Consider the following 13,722-nt stretch of genomic DNA (forward strand, 5'->3'; position numbering starts at 1 on the left):
GGGTTCAGCGCGGGAAGCGCTCATCCGGCAGAACCTTCTCCACCGTTTTCGACGGAGCCGGCAGGTCCCACGAGGCGAGGAACACCATGCCACCGGCGATCACCAGCAACAGCAGGACGAAGAGGATCGAGAGAAACCGGCTCATGGCACCAGGGACGTGTTGTGTCGGAAAGCGGAAGATCGGAGCGGAGCTACCATGTCCTGCATCCGCAGGGCTTGGGACAAGCAAGGGCTTTTCTGCTAAAGCATCCGCGGCTCCGGCCGGCGGCCGAAGGACGGCGCAGTGTAGCCACAGGTTGGACCGCGGCGCAACCCGTCCACCGGGCCATTCGCCGGCTCCGCAGCAGGATGCGGGGCAGGGCAGGGCGGAACCGGAGCGCTTGTGCCGGCCAGCTTTCGGCGGGTATGAGTGTTGTCTGTTGCAGCGGTGTGACGGCCGGCGAAGACGCCGGCATGCTGGGGCCGGGAGTGCGGGTGGCGGATCGGATGGATGTGATGGGACTGCGCAAGGCGATGACGGCCCAAGGTCCGGGGGCAGGTCCGGGCACGGGCCCGGCGGAGGATGCGGTGCCGCTGCTGCCGCGCACCGTGGTGCTGGTCGGGTTGATGGGGGCGGGCAAGAGCGCCATCGGGCGCCGGCTGGCCACGCGCCTGCACCTGCCCTTCCGCGACGCCGACACCGAGATCGAGGCGGCGGCCGGCTGCACCATCGCCGAAATCTTCGCCCGCGACGGCGAACCGGTCTTCCGCTCCGTCGAACGCCGCATCATCACCCGTCTGGTGAAGGACGAGCCGGTGCATATCCTGGCGACCGGCGGTGGCGCCTTCATGGACCCGGAAACCCGCGCCGCCATCCGCCAGCACGGCGTGTCGGTCTGGCTGCGCGCCGAACTGGACGTGCTGGTCGCCCGCACCGCCCGGCGCACCCACCGCCCGATCCTGAACCAGGGCGATCCGCGCACCATCCTGGGCCGGCTGATGGAGCAGCGCTACCCCGTCTATGCCGAGGCCGACCTGACCGTGGTCAGCGACGAGCGCCCGCCCGACGTAACAGTGGAGCTGGTGATCGACGCGCTGGAGGCGCATTTCGGTGTCCAGCTTCCCCACCGCCAGCCCCAGGGCCAGACCCAGGGCCAGGGCAACGCCCAGCGCGGCGGCCGGCCCGGAAAGCCCGACGCCCCAAAGACCGACGCTGCCAAAACCGATACCGCCAAAACCGACGCGCCCTGATCCCCGCCTCCCGCCCCTTGTCATGAACCACCAGCTTCGCGGACTGCCCCGATGACCTCCGTCAACGCCACCACCCCGGCCGCACTCGACACCGTCCGCCTGGAGCTGGGCGCCCGCAGCTACGACATCCTGGTCGGCGACGGGGTGCTGGGCGATGCCGGCGAGCGCATCGCCGCGATCACCCGCGGCCGGGCGCCCATCGTGGTGACCGACGCCAACGTCGCGCCGCTGCATCTGGACACGCTGAACGCGGCGATGCTGGCGGCGGGGATCGCGCCGCAGCCGGCCATCGTCCTGCCGGCCGGCGAGAAGACCAAGGACTTCGCCCATTTCCAGCAGTTGATGGACGACATCCTGGGCCGCGGCATCGAGCGGTCCACCGTCCTGCTGGCGCTGGGCGGCGGGGTGATCGGCGACATCACCGGCTTCGCCGCGGCGTCGGCCCTGCGCGGCATCGACTTCATCCAGGTGCCGACCACGCTGCTGTCCCAGGTCGACAGCTCGGTCGGCGGCAAGACCGGCATCAACAGCCGGCACGGCAAGAACCTGATCGGCGCCTTCCACCAGCCGCGTCTGGTCATCGCCGACACCGCCACGCTGGACACCCTGCCGCGGCGCGAGGTGCTGGCCGGCTATGCCGAGGTGGTGAAATACGGCCTGATCCGCCAGCCCGACTTCTTCGCCTGGCTGGAGCGGAACGGCCGGCGGGTGGTGGACGGCGACAGCGACGCCCGGCGCCACGCGGTGACGGTCAGCTGCCGCGCCAAGGCCGACATCGTCGGCGTCGACGAGCGCGAGAGCGGCGACCGGGCGCTGTTGAACCTGGGCCACACCTTCGGCCATGCGCTGGAGGCGGCGACCGGCTTCGGCCAGACCCTGCTTCATGGCGAAGGGGTGGCGATCGGCATGGTGCTGGCCTTCGACCTGTCGGTCCGGCTCGGGCTGTGCCCGGCCGACGACGCGCGGCGCGCCCGCGCCCATCTGGCCGATGTCGGCCTGCCGGTGCGCCCGGCCGACATCCCCGGCGTCGCCTGGGACGTCGATGGACTGGTGCGGTCGATGGCGAAGGACAAGAAGGTGCAGGACGGCCGCATCACCTTCATCCTGGCCGACCGCATCGGCAACGCCTTCACCCGCCGCGACGTCGATACCGCCGCCGTCCGCGCCGTTCTGGCCGAGTCGGTCCAGCCCGCCTGATCCTCGCCTATCACGGATAATCCGTCTTTCGCACAATAGCAGCGACAGCGGTTGCCCGCCCATACTTCCTCCAAGACCGCGGCCATTCCGTCCGCGGCACCGATGGGGAGGATGGGCGATGAAGAAGACGCTTGGGATGTCGGCGATGGGTGCGGTGCTACTGCTGGCGGCAGCACCGGCCATGGCGCTGGAGGTTCGCGAACAGGCGACGATCAAGGCGCCGGTCGAGCAGGTGTGGAAGCAGATCGCCCCCTTCTGCGCGATCAGCGACTGGCACCCCGCGGTGGAAGGCTGCACCCTGCGCAAGACCGGCGACAGGCAGGAGCGTGACATCGCGCTGAAGGGCGGCGGTGCCCTCCAGGAACGGCTGACCGGCCTTTCCGCCGCCAAGCACCGGCTGCGCTACACGCTGCTGACCGGGCCGCTGCCGGTGAAGAACTACACCTCCACCATCCGGCTGAGCGCGGTGGACGCCCACACCACCCGCATCACCTGGTCCTCGCGTTTCCAGGCCAGCGGCGCCTCCGACGCGGACGCGCGCAAGACCATCGCCGGCATCTACACCAGCGGCTTCGACGGGCTGCGCAAGCGGCTGGAGTCCGGCCAGTAACGGCGCCGCCGCCAGCAGTGACCCGGCAGTGACCCGGCGCATGCGGGAAGTTCCAGACAATCAGTTCTATTGACGATCGGTCCATCAAGCTGACAGGATCGTGTATGCCGCGCTGCGAAATCGCGGTCGAGTGCATCGTTCGTCCACAAAACCTGCAATCACGAGGGAGATGGGACACATGCCGACACGCCGACTGATGCCCGATGTCATCAAGAACCAGGAACTGACCTGCCTGCCGCCGGGCGCCACCGTGCGCGACGCCGCCACGCTGATGGCGCAGAAGCGCATCGCCGCGGTGCTGGTCACCGAAGGGAGGACGCTGAAGGGCATCGTCACCGAGCGCGACATGACCGCCCGCGTGGTCGCGGCCGGGCTCGACCCCGACACCACCCTTCTGTCGTCGGTGATGACCGCCGATCCCGACACGCTGGAGCCCTCGGCGACGGCGCTGGAGGCGCTCGACCTGATGGAGCGGCACCATTACCGCCACCTGCCCATCGCGGTGGGTGGCGAGGCGGTCGGCATGGTGTCGATCCGCGACCTGTTCGCCGTGGTGCGCACCCATCTGGAGGACGAACTGCGCAGCCGCGAGGCCTACATGTTCGGCAGCGGCTATTCGGCGGAGGCCACGCTGGGCTGACGGCAAGCTTGACCCATAGGTAACGCTGCGTTGCGGTGGGGTCGGGTTGACCGGGCGCCCGGCCCCACCGATAGTCGAGGGTGAGCCATCCTCTTTGCTGAACTGGAAAGCCCGATGTCCGCGCCCTCGCTGTCCGCCCCCGCCGCGCGCGAGCCGATCCACACCCGTCGTGTCACCTGCCAGGGCTTTCGGCGCGCCGACGGGCTGTGGGACATCGAAGGCCACCTGACCGACGTCAAAAGCTATGGCTTCCACACGGAGGAGCGTGGGCATCTGGAGCCGGGAACCCCGATCCACCAGATGTGGATGCGCCTGACCGTCGACGACAAGCTGACCGTCCAGGCGGTGGAGGCGGTGACCGAACACAGCCCCTACAAGGCCTGTGGCAGCATCACGCCGCAGTTCCAGCAGCTGGTGGGCCTGCGCGTCGGACCGGGCTGGACCCGGGCGGTGAAGGACCGGCTGGGCGGAGCGAAGGGCTGCACCCATCTGGTCGAGTTGCTGGGGCCGCTGGCGACCACCGCCTTCCAGACCGTCTACCCGATCCTGGCCCGCGAGGCGGCGGACCGCGCGAAGGCGTCCGGCAAGCCGGCCCAGGACGACGGCAAGCGGCCGGTGCTGCTGAACATGTGCCATATCTTCGACAGCAACGGCGAGGTGGTACGCAGGCATTGGCCTGCGCACTACACCGGCCATGATCGCGCCGGCCCTCAAAACGAAGACGCCGCCCGGGAAGAGGCGGCGGAATAGAATAGCCTTCGCCCCGGGCGCCCGCCGGAAATCAGCCGGGCGGGCGCCGGGCGGTGCCGCTCAGGCGTCCAGACCGGGCTGGGCCGGACCTGCGGCCTGGGTCGGGCCGGGGGTAGGACCTGGGGTCGGGCCGGGCGTGGGGAAGCTGCCGCCCGCGGCGACCGCGGCCTTGACACCGTCCTCCTCGTCAGCCATCGGCAGCTCGAACGGCGTGCCGACGAACGGGTCGCTGCCGCCATGGCCGGCACGCATATGACCGTCCTCGGTGCAGGCCCGCCGGTAATAGGACGCAATGAAGACGCGCACGGCCGATGTCAGGGTGACATCGGCGTCTTCCGGCTTGATGCCCTTGCGGCGCGCCTGTTCCTCGATCCGCTCCTTGATCTGGGTGCAGAGGCGGTTGACGGTCAGGCCTTCCCGACGGCCGATCTCCTCCAGAGCATCCCACATCGACGGTTCCAGCCGCATGCTCGTGCGGTGCCCGCCGATCATGATGTTCTGACTCCTCAGCGGTTCCACCCCCGCATGGGAGGTGATCACGCGCTTTTTCTTCGGCCCACGCTTCGCCATCCGCAGCCCCTTCCACGAAGCCGCCGGCGGACATGCGAAGTTTGTGTCCACCACGGCGCGATAAATGGTTGCATATATCATACTTTACTAAACGCAGCGGGAAATGCAACCACGCTAGCGTCTCTCATTCTTACAAGTTTTCCTAAAATCGACTCTTGGTTGCATTCATATGTATGCTGTTTCGGCCGCATCAACCGCTCGTTATTTGAAGCGGACGAACGACCGGTATGAACCTCCTGTGGACGGGATGCGTGCGGGCTTTCCGGCCCCGTTCAGGCCCCGGCTTCACCGGGGGCGTGGGTGGTCAGCCCCAGCGCATGCACCCGCTCGCGCAACTCGTCGGCCAGCAGCGCATAGACCATCCGCTGGCGCTCCACCCGCGACTTGCCGGCGAAGGCGGCGGAGACGACGGTGACGTGGAAGTGGGTTTCCCCGGCGGCATCCGCCCCGGCATGGCCGGCATGGCGGGCGCTGTCGTCGGCGACCTCAAGCCGGTCCGGCGCCAGTCCGGCGGTCAGCTTTTCGCGGATGCGGGTGGCGTATTCCATGGCGGATCCTGATGTCTCGTCGCTGGTCGGGGAGGGATGGGGGAGGCTGCGGCGGGACGTCGTGACCCGGCCGGCGCGCCAACGGTCAGGAGACGGTGCGATCCCTGCCCTGTCAAGCGTCTGTCAAGCCCGGCGACCCGCAGATTGCGGATGACGGAAGCTCGATTCGGCGTGCTTGCCAGAGGCACCGGCTCTTCCCATACTTGCCCGATGACCAGGAACCGTGCCCGCTCCAGTTACGACAGCTACGCCGCCCCGCGCGCGGCCACCCGTGTGTGCGACCATCCCGATTGCGTCGCCGCCGGCGAATTCCGTGCGCCGAAAAGCCGCAGCAGCCTCAACGAGTACTGGTGGTTCTGCCTGGAGCATGTCCGGGAGTACAACCGGGCCTGGGACTATTACGCCGGCATGTCCACCGACCAGATCGAGGCGGAGGTGCGGCAAGACACCACCTGGCAGCGGCCGAGCTGGCCGCTCGGCAAATGGGCGACGCAGGAGCGCTTCATCCGCGACCGCGTGGTCAACGGCTTCAGTTTCGAATTCGGCCAGGACACCGGCAAGACGAAGAACGAGGAAAAGGCGCACCGGCGCCACCACGCCCGCACCGAAGAGGAAAAGGCGCTGGCGGTCCTTGAACTGACTCCGCCGGTGGACTTCGCACGGATCAAAGCACGCTATCGGGAGCTTGCGAAAAAGCATCATCCCGATGCCAACGGCGGCGACAAGGCTGCGGAAGAACGCCTGAAAGAAATCAATCAGGCCTACAATACGCTGAAAGCCTGTTATGCTGCCTGAACCCCCGTTGGCGGGCCGGGTCAATCCCGCGGCCGCTGGACAACCGACACTCGCTGGAACGTAAGAAACCACCCATGGCTTCCCAAGGAGCGACCCAGGCCAGCTCGGCCCTGTTCGACCACAAGCCCGACACGACGGTCTCGGTGCGTGAGGTCTTCGGCATCGACAGCGACATGCAGGTGCCGGCCTTCAGCCAGCGCTCGGAGCATGTGCCCGACCTCGACAGCGCCTACCGCTTCGACCGGGACACGACTCTGTCCATCCTCGCCGGCTTCGCCTACAACCGCCGCGTCATGGTCCAGGGCTATCACGGCACCGGCAAGTCGACCCACATCGAGCAGGTCGCGGCCCGGCTGAACTGGCCCTGCATCCGCGTCAACCTGGACAGCCACATCAGCCGCATCGACCTGATGGGCAAGGACGCCATCGTGCTCCGCGACGGCGTGCAGGTCACCGAATACCGCGAGGGCATCCTGCCCTGGGCCTTGCAGCATGCCTGCGCCCTGGTGTTCGACGAATACGACGCCGGCCGCCCCGACGTGATGTTCGTGATCCAGCGCGTGCTGGAGGTGGAAGGCAAGCTGACGCTGCTCGACCAGAACCGCGTCATCCGCCCGCACCCGGCCTTCCGCCTGTTCGCCACCGCCAACACCGTCGGCCTCGGCGACACCACCGGCCTCTATCACGGCACCCAGCAGATCAACCAGGGCCAGATGGACCGCTGGAACATCGTGGCGACGCTGAACTACCTGCCGGTCGACGCCGAGATGAAGATCGTCCAGGCCAAGGTCGCGTCCTACGACGACGCCCGCGGCCGCGACACGGTGGCGTCGATGGTGCGTCTGGCCGACCTGACCCGCGCCGGCTTCATCAACGGCGACATCTCCACCGTCATGAGCCCGCGCACGGTGATCACCTGGGCCGAGAACGCGAAGATTTTCAGCGACGTGGCGTTCGCCTTCCGCATCACCTTCCTGAACAAGTGCGACGAGGTGGAGCGGCCGACGGTGGCCGAATACTACCAGCGCTGCTTCGGCGTGGAGTTGCCGGAGACGGGGGTCCAGGCGAACCTCGTGTGACGTGTCTGGCCGCGGAACTCCCCAGGGCGGTACCCGCCTTGCCGAAGGTCGCGGCCACGCGCACAAGATCGACACGGATGTCACGGATATAAACACGGATTTCACGGATGAAGGTGAGCCTTGGCGACGCGCTGGACGGCTTGACCAAGCGCATCGTCGGCGCCGCCTTCGCCGTACACAACGGCCTCGGTCATGGCTTCGTCGAAGCAGTCTATAAAAAGGCTTTGCTGCGCGAACTGGCTGACTGCGGTCTGGAAGCCGCCGCCGAGGTACCGTTCCAAGTCCGTTACAAAGGCGACCCGGTGGGCAGCTATTTCGCGGATATCGTTGTGGAAGGACAGGTCATCATCGAGTTGAAAGCATGCGAGACATTGGGTGACTCACATGTAAGGCAGGTCTTGAACTACCTTCATGTCAGCGGCTTGCCCACGGCTCTCCTTTTCAACTTCGCTGAGCCGCGCCTTGCCATCAGGCGTGTACTGCCACGGTCAAGACATCCGTGAAATCCGTGTCTAAATCCGTGACATCCGTGTCAATCTTGTCCACCGCGCCTTAACTTTACCCAAGAACAAAGACGCCCCGCGATGACCACCCAGAACGACACCCCCGTCGAAGCCTTCAAGCGGTCCACCACCGCCACGGTGCGCGCCATGTCCCGGCGGGCGGAGGTGCAGGTGGGCTTTTCGTCCGACCCGCCGGGGCTGTCGGGTCAGCGCGTGCGGGTGCCGCTGCCGGCGCGCGACCTGAACCCGGTCGAGGTCGCCAAACTGCGCGGGGCGGCCGATGCCGTGGCGCTGCGGCTGCGCCATCACGACGCCACGGTGCATGCCCACCGCATGCCGCTGGGCGATGCCGCCCGCCAGGCCTACGACGCGATGGAGCAGGCGCGCTGCGAGGCGCTGGGCAGCCGCGACATGGCCGGCGTCGCCCACAATCTGGAAGCGGCACTGGAGGATCGCTACACCCGCCAGGGCTTCGACCGCTTCGACGACCGCGGGCAGGTGCCCTTGTCGGAAGCGCTGCGGATGATGGCGCGTGAGGCGATGACCGGTGCGGCACCGCCGCCCGCCGCCGCCCACGCCGTCGACCTCTGGCGCCCCTGGATCGAGGAGCGGCTGGGCAAGGACATGAAGGGGCTGGCGAATTACGCCGGCGACCAGGAGGCCTACGCCAAGGCCGTCCGCCGCCTGCTGGCCGACCTCGACATGGAAGTCGGGCAGGAAGCCGACCAGGAAGAGGAGGAGGACCAGCAGACCCAGTCCTCCGAGGACGAGGAGTCGCCCCAGCACGGCCAGACCCGCGGCCAGGACGACGACCAGTCCGACGCCGAATCGATGGCCTCGTCGGAGATGCAGGACTCGTCGGAAGCCGGCGAGAGCGCCGAGGAGGGCGCCGGCGAGGAAGGCGACATGGAGATGGGCGAGGGCGAGGGGGCGGAGGAGCCCGCCGGCCCTGGCCAGCCCTGGCGCAACGACCTCAACCGCCGCAACGAGCCCGATCCCAACGCCTACAAGGCCTTCACCACCCAGTATGACGAGGTGGTCGACGCCGCCGACCTCTGCGACCCGGCGGAGCTGGAACGGCTGCGCCACCTGCTGGACCAGCAGTTGCAGAATCTGCAGGGCGTGATCTCCAAGCTGGCGAACCGGCTGCAGCGCCGGCTGATGGCCAAGCAGCAGCGTTCCTGGAACTTCGACCTGGAGGAAGGCATCCTCGACGCCGCCCGGCTGGCCCGCGTCGTCGCCAACCCGGTCCTGCCGCTCTCCTTCAAGGCGGAGAAGGAGATGGACTTCCGCGACACCGTGGTGTCGCTGCTGATCGACAATTCCGGCTCGATGCGCGGCCGGCCGATCTCCATCGCCGCGATGAGCGCCGACATCCTCGCCCGCACGCTGGAGCGCTGCGCGGTGAAGGTGGAGGTGCTGGGCTTCACCACCCGCGCCTGGAAGGGCGGGCAGGCGCGCGAGGCCTGGGTCGCGGGCGGCAAGCCGCCGCATCCCGGCCGGCTGAACGACCTGCGCCACATCGTCTACAAGGCGGCCGACATGCCGTGGCGCCGCGCCCGCAAGAACCTGGGCCTGATGCTGCGCGAAGGCATCCTGAAGGAGAACATCGACGGCGAGGCGCTGCAATGGGCGCACAACCGGCTGCTCGGCCGGCCGGAACAGCGCCGCATCCTGATGGTGATCTCCGACGGCGCCCCGGTCGACGACTCGACCCTGTCGGTGAATGCCGGCAACTATCTGGAACGCCACCTGCGCCAGACCATCGAGCAGATCGAGACCCGCTCGCCCGTCGAGCTGGTGGCGATCGGCATCGGCCACGACGTGACCCGCTATTACCGCCGCGCCGTGACCATCGTCGATGCGGAGCAGCTGGGCGGCACGATGATGAACAAGCTGGCCGAACTGTTCGACGAGGACGACCGCCGCGGCGGCCGTCGCGGCTGGCGCTGAGGTAAGGAAGCGGGCGGGGGTGTTTCCAGCTTTGTCAGTGACTTAGCTGGGAATACCGGCTTGGATCAGGGTGTATCCTTACCTGCGAAGCCCCAAATACCCTCTCCCGTCCCGGGAGAGGGAGGGACCCGCCGAAGGCGGGAGGGTGAGGGGTGACCCAAGAAACCAATACCACATGGTTCCTTGGATCACCCCTCACCCTTCCCAAGCTCCGCTTGGGCCCCTTCCCTCTCCCGGGGCGGGAGAGGGAGTTGTATCGGTGCCGCTTTCTCCCCAGCTGCCGTCGCCGTCTTCGCCGCGTCCTTCTTCTCCTCCTCCAGCACCAGGCGCCAGAGTTCGGTCATGCCGGTCCGGCCGCGCAGCGACCGGCCGCCCTGGCGGACCAGCGGGACGGCGTCCTTGCCCTTGGCGGCGGTGACGCCGCTGGTCAGGACGATCACCTCGGACTCGCCCTGGAGGGCAGCCGACAGCTCCTCGATCCGGGCGGCGACGTTCACGGTGTCGCCGACGATGGTGTAGTTGATCCGGCTGTCGGAGCCGATGTTGCCGACCACCACCGGTCCGCTGTGCAGCCCGACGCGGACATGGATCGGCGCCCGGCCCTCGGCGACGCGGCGGCGGTTGTCGGCGCGGATGGCGTGGTGGATCGCCAGCGCCGCGCGCAGCCCGCGGACGGCATGGTCCTCCTGCGCCTCCGGCGCGCCCCAGAAGGCCATCAGCGAATCGCCGATGAACTTGTCCACCGTGCCGCCCTCCGCCTCGATGCAGGCGGCGAGCAGGGTGAAATGCTCGTTCAGCAGGGCGGCGGTGTCGGCGGCGGCCATATGCTCGGCCATGCGGGAGAAGCCGCGGATGTCGGTGAACATCACCGTCACCTCGCGCTGCACCGAATCGAGCCCGCCCTCGGTCTCGCGCTGGCGCATCAGGCGCAGGACCAGCGCCTTCGGCACATAGGTCTCGAACCAGCGCAGGCCGGCGACCATGGCGTTGAAGGCGGTGGCGGCGCGCGCCATCTCGCGCAGGCGGGAGTCGGGCAGGTCTGGAATGGCGCGGAATTCGAAGGCGCGGACGCGGTCGGCGGCCTCGGCCAGCCGCGCCACCTGCCGGCTGATCCGCCGCCCGACCAGCAGCGCCACCCCGACCGACACCAGCAGGATGGCGAGGCCGACGGCGCCGGTGATGTAGAGCCGGCGGACCTCGACATTCAGCTCGCCGTCGCGATAGCCGATGCCGATGATCCAGTCCTGCTGGCCGTAGCCGGCCATCTTGCGGGTCAGGAAGATGTAGTCGCTGCCGAGAACCTGGACGGCGCGCGCCTCCACCCGCTTCTTCAGCGACTGGACGGGCACGCCGTTGGACCACAGCGCCGCCAGCGCCGGGTCGTCGACCTGATCGGTGCGCGGCAGCGGCGGACCGTCCAGCTTGCCGGAAAAATCGAAGCTGCGGCCGACCAGCGCCGGATGGGCCAGCACATGGCTCTGGTCGTACAGCACGAAGGCGTTCAGCCCCTGCTCCACATACAGCACCGACAGGAAGCGCGACAGGTCGCCCAGCGACACGCCGACCGCCACCTGCCCCAGATAGCGGCCGTCGCGCCGCACCGGCTGGTAGAGGGTGACGAAGCTGTTCTGCGCCTCCTTCAGCCAGCGCGGATCGGCCCAGGTGGCGGCGCTGCGGTTGGGGCCGTCCAGAATCTCCGGCGGGATGTCGCTGTCGCCCTGCATGTCGAAGGGATCGGCGACCAGCCCGCCGTTCAGCCGGCCGACGCGGACGCCGGTCAGGTCCGGGCGGACGAAGGCGAGGCCGGTGACGTCGGGCGCGCCTGCCAGCGCGCCGCGCAGCGTGTCGATCATCGCCGTGTTGTCGCCGGCACGCAGGTCGCCGCGCTCGATCAGTCCGGCGACGAAGCGCGCCATCTCGCGCGCGGGGTCGAGCTGGTGGCGGACCCGCACCTCCACCCCGGCCAGCGCCAGATCGGCCTTGTCGTTCAGCAGGGCGAAAGTGTTGGTGCTGGCGCTGACCAGACCCAGCACCAGGACGCTGGCGACCGCCGCCAGCATCAGCGAGCCGAACCCCGCCACCAGCACCGCGGCGATGGGCAGCCGCAGGCGCCGGCGCCCGGCGGGCTTCGGGCCGGCTTTTCCCCCGTTTTTCCCAACAGCCTTCGCCGCCGCCTTTCCAGCCGGCTTCACGGCCGTCGCCGGAAGGGGCAGAGCAATCTGGGGGCGCGCTGACGGGGTATCGGACATGCGCGGCAGCCTACCCGCCCATCCGGCCGGCGGCAACCCGCGGGGCTGTATCCTTACGCGGATTTCATGCGGTCATGCTTATGCCAAGGGTTGCCGCTACTCCCCGTCCTATTGCCCGACAATCACCTTCACCCGCTGACCGGGTTGCAGAGCCGTGCCGGGCGGCAGGTCGTTGATGATCCGGAACAACTCTTCGGCATAGGGTTCCTGCGGCATGCGGCGGACGAGGCCGGCGACGCTGTCGCCGGGCTGCACCGCCGTCACCTGCACGCGGCGGGGACGGTAGCCGGCGGCCTCCTCCGCGGTCATGCGGTGGAAGCTGTTGGCCGCCGCCTGGAAATCGTTATCGAAACGAGCCAGCGATCCGGCGGGCGCCAGGAAGGTGAAACGGTACATCTTCCCGTCCGGCGCGCGGATCGCTACCAGACGGATGTCGGCGCTGGTGCCGTCGGACTCGCCGCGCGTGGTGGCGGTCGCCGCCGCCATGCCGCCGATGGTGAGGCGCTGGAGGTTGGACAGGGTCGCGCTCTTGCCCCACACCCCGGTCAGGAAGCTGGCGGGGTCGGACACGCCGGCCGCCGATCCGCCGTCGAAGGCCATGGCGGTGCCGTTCTGTCCCTTGGCGACCACCTGATCGGCGCCGTTCAGCAGCGAGTAGCCCTGCGGCACGGTGAAGGCGATGCCGAGCTGCGGGTGGGCGAAGGTGCGGCCGCGGACATAGCCGTTCTCCGGGCTGTCGCCATAGATCATGCCGTCGACCGCCGCCAGGTAAGGATCGCGCGGACGGGCGCCGCCCGGCGGAATGGCGCGGGCGAGGTCGGCGGCGCGGCGGACGCGCTCCTCGGTGGCCGGATGGCTGGCGAGGAAGTCGAAGCCGTCGCCGCCCTTGTTGCCGGCGCGCAGGCCGTCATACTGGCTGTCGCGGCGCAGCGTCTCCAGGAAGGTCGCCATGGCGAAGGGGTCGTAGCCGGTCCGCCGCAGCGTCTCCACGCCGAGCTGGTCGGCCTCCAGCTCCTGCTCACGCGAATAGCTGGCGACGACGGCGGTGCCGCCCAGCCCGGCCAGCTGCGCCAGCGTGTCGTTGCCAAACACCAGCCCGACCCCGGCGGCGAGCAGCCCGGCAATGGTCTGCCGGGTCTGGCGCTGCGCCGAATGGTGGGCGGTGACGTGGCCGATCTCGTGCGACAGGACACCGGCCACCTCGGCCTCGTCCTTCGCCAGCGCCAGCAGGCCGCGGGTGACATAGACATAGCCGCCGGGCAGGGCGAAGGCGTTGACCACGTCGCTGTCCAGCACGGTGAAGGTCCAGGGATCGCGCGCCAGCGCCGTGGTGGCGGCGAGCTTGCGGCCGAGCTGGTCGATGTAGCCCTGGAGCCGGGCATCCTTCACCGCCCCGCCGAACTGGGCCAGGATCTTCGGGTGTTCCTGCGCGCCCAGCGCCGCCTCGTCGCCGCCGGACAGCACGTTGTCGAGCAGCCCGGCGTGGGCCGGCGCGGGTGCGACCAGGGTGGGCGTCACCGCCGCCAGCAGGAGGGCAGCCAGTGCGACGCGGAGGGGCTTGCGGAAGGGGAGATCGGTCGGCATACCGGTCAAAACCC

At 68.8% G+C, this 13,722-nt stretch carries 14 protein-coding genes; 9 read left to right on the forward strand and 5 right to left on the reverse strand.

Annotation, left to right across the window (positions count from 1 at the left end):
- Positions 1–4 precede the first annotated feature (4 nt).
- Positions 5–145, reverse strand: coding sequence for a hypothetical protein (locus VH569_RS11370; RefSeq protein ID WP_167393297.1), 141 nt, complete (start codon positions 143–145; stop codon positions 5–7).
- Between the two features lie 308 nt (positions 146–453).
- On the opposite strand from VH569_RS11370, the gene VH569_RS11375 reads away from it, so the two are divergent.
- The 5 genes from VH569_RS11375 (at position 454) to VH569_RS11395 (ending at position 4,427) form a co-directional block, all read left to right on the forward strand.
- Complete coding sequence (locus VH569_RS11375; protein WP_423315435.1) at positions 454–1,230, forward strand: shikimate kinase; 777 nt, start codon at positions 454–456, stop codon at positions 1,228–1,230.
- A 51-nt stretch (positions 1,231–1,281) separates the two neighbouring features.
- Positions 1,282–2,427, forward strand: a complete 1,146-nt coding sequence (gene aroB / locus VH569_RS11380) for a 3-dehydroquinate synthase (protein ID WP_423315436.1) — start codon at positions 1,282–1,284, stop codon at positions 2,425–2,427.
- A gap of 118 nt (positions 2,428–2,545) precedes the next feature.
- Entirely contained in the window at positions 2,546–3,037 is a 492-nt protein-coding gene (locus VH569_RS11385) for an SRPBCC family protein (RefSeq protein ID WP_423315437.1), read from the forward strand.
- A 178-nt stretch (positions 3,038–3,215) separates the two neighbouring features.
- A complete protein-coding gene (locus VH569_RS11390) occupies positions 3,216–3,677 on the forward strand; it encodes a CBS domain-containing protein (protein WP_423315438.1) in 462 nt (153 codons plus the stop codon).
- A gap of 114 nt (positions 3,678–3,791) precedes the next feature.
- Positions 3,792–4,427: a DUF2889 domain-containing protein gene (locus tag VH569_RS11395; RefSeq protein ID WP_395458818.1), complete on the forward strand. Its 636-nt coding sequence runs from the start codon at positions 3,792–3,794 to the stop codon at positions 4,425–4,427.
- A 60-nt stretch (positions 4,428–4,487) separates the two neighbouring features.
- Here the strand turns inward: VH569_RS11395 and VH569_RS11400 are convergent, their stop codons facing one another.
- Both VH569_RS11400 and VH569_RS11405 read right to left on the reverse strand, forming a co-directional pair.
- Entirely contained in the window at positions 4,488–4,967 is a 480-nt protein-coding gene (locus VH569_RS11400; RefSeq protein ID WP_423315439.1) for a ribbon-helix-helix domain-containing protein, read from the reverse strand.
- A 302-nt stretch (positions 4,968–5,269) separates the two neighbouring features.
- Complete coding sequence (locus VH569_RS11405; protein ID WP_423315440.1) at positions 5,270–5,545, reverse strand: BolA family protein; 276 nt, start codon at positions 5,543–5,545, stop codon at positions 5,270–5,272.
- Between the two features lie 150 nt (positions 5,546–5,695).
- On the opposite strand from VH569_RS11405, the gene VH569_RS11410 reads away from it, so the two are divergent.
- From VH569_RS11410 to cobT, 4 genes are all read left to right on the forward strand, one after another.
- Positions 5,696–6,340, forward strand: coding sequence for a J domain-containing protein (locus VH569_RS11410; protein ID WP_423315441.1), 645 nt, complete (start codon positions 5,696–5,698; stop codon positions 6,338–6,340).
- A 74-nt stretch (positions 6,341–6,414) separates the two neighbouring features.
- Positions 6,415–7,419, forward strand: coding sequence for a cobaltochelatase subunit CobS (cobS, locus tag VH569_RS11415; protein ID WP_109490458.1), 1,005 nt, complete (start codon positions 6,415–6,417; stop codon positions 7,417–7,419).
- A gap of 107 nt (positions 7,420–7,526) precedes the next feature.
- Entirely contained in the window at positions 7,527–7,922 is a 396-nt protein-coding gene (locus tag VH569_RS11420; protein WP_423315442.1) for a GxxExxY protein, read from the forward strand.
- An 81-nt stretch (positions 7,923–8,003) separates the two neighbouring features.
- Entirely contained in the window at positions 8,004–9,875 is a 1,872-nt protein-coding gene (gene cobT / locus VH569_RS11425) for a cobaltochelatase subunit CobT (RefSeq protein ID WP_423315443.1), read from the forward strand.
- A gap of 188 nt (positions 9,876–10,063) precedes the next feature.
- Here cobT and VH569_RS11430 read toward each other — a convergent pair whose 3' ends face one another.
- Together VH569_RS11430 and VH569_RS11435 are read right to left on the reverse strand one after the other, a co-directional pair.
- On the reverse strand, positions 10,064–12,067 hold the full coding sequence (locus VH569_RS11430) for an adenylate/guanylate cyclase domain-containing protein (RefSeq protein WP_423315445.1): 2,004 nt from the start codon (positions 12,065–12,067) through the stop codon (positions 10,064–10,066).
- Positions 12,068–12,232: 165 nt separating this feature from the next.
- Positions 12,233–13,708, reverse strand: coding sequence for a M48 family metalloprotease (locus VH569_RS11435; RefSeq protein ID WP_423315446.1), 1,476 nt, complete (start codon positions 13,706–13,708; stop codon positions 12,233–12,235).
- Between the last annotated feature and the right edge of the window lie 14 nt (positions 13,709–13,722).

This window comes from Azospirillum sp. 11R-A (assembly GCF_049472615.1).
Classification (GTDB): domain Bacteria; phylum Pseudomonadota; class Alphaproteobacteria; order Azospirillales; family Azospirillaceae; genus Azospirillum; species Azospirillum palustre.

Excerpts from the sequence above, each read along its gene's own strand:
- VH569_RS11405 (WP_423315440.1), bottom strand. The coding sequence starts at position 5,545 with ATGGAATACGCCACCCGCATCCGCGAAAAGCTGACCGCCGGACTGGCG.
- aroB (WP_423315436.1), top strand. The coding sequence starts at position 1,282 with ATGACCTCCGTCAACGCCACCACCCCGGCCGCACTCGACACCGTCCGC.
- cobT (WP_423315443.1), top strand. The coding sequence starts at position 8,004 with ATGACCACCCAGAACGACACCCCCGTCGAAGCCTTCAAGCGGTCCACC.
- VH569_RS11375 (WP_423315435.1), top strand. The coding sequence starts at position 454 with ATGCTGGGGCCGGGAGTGCGGGTGGCGGATCGGATGGATGTGATGGGA.
- VH569_RS11420 (WP_423315442.1), top strand. The coding sequence starts at position 7,527 with ATGAAGGTGAGCCTTGGCGACGCGCTGGACGGCTTGACCAAGCGCATC.
- VH569_RS11385 (WP_423315437.1), top strand. The coding sequence starts at position 2,546 with ATGAAGAAGACGCTTGGGATGTCGGCGATGGGTGCGGTGCTACTGCTG.
- VH569_RS11435 (WP_423315446.1), bottom strand. The coding sequence starts at position 13,708 with ATGCCGACCGATCTCCCCTTCCGCAAGCCCCTCCGCGTCGCACTGGCT.
- cobS (WP_109490458.1), top strand. The coding sequence starts at position 6,415 with ATGGCTTCCCAAGGAGCGACCCAGGCCAGCTCGGCCCTGTTCGACCAC.
- VH569_RS11395 (WP_395458818.1), top strand. The coding sequence starts at position 3,792 with ATGTCCGCGCCCTCGCTGTCCGCCCCCGCCGCGCGCGAGCCGATCCAC.
- VH569_RS11410 (WP_423315441.1), top strand. The coding sequence starts at position 5,696 with ATGACGGAAGCTCGATTCGGCGTGCTTGCCAGAGGCACCGGCTCTTCC.
- VH569_RS11370 (WP_167393297.1), bottom strand. The coding sequence starts at position 145 with ATGAGCCGGTTTCTCTCGATCCTCTTCGTCCTGCTGTTGCTGGTGATC.
- VH569_RS11390 (WP_423315438.1), top strand. The coding sequence starts at position 3,216 with ATGCCGACACGCCGACTGATGCCCGATGTCATCAAGAACCAGGAACTG.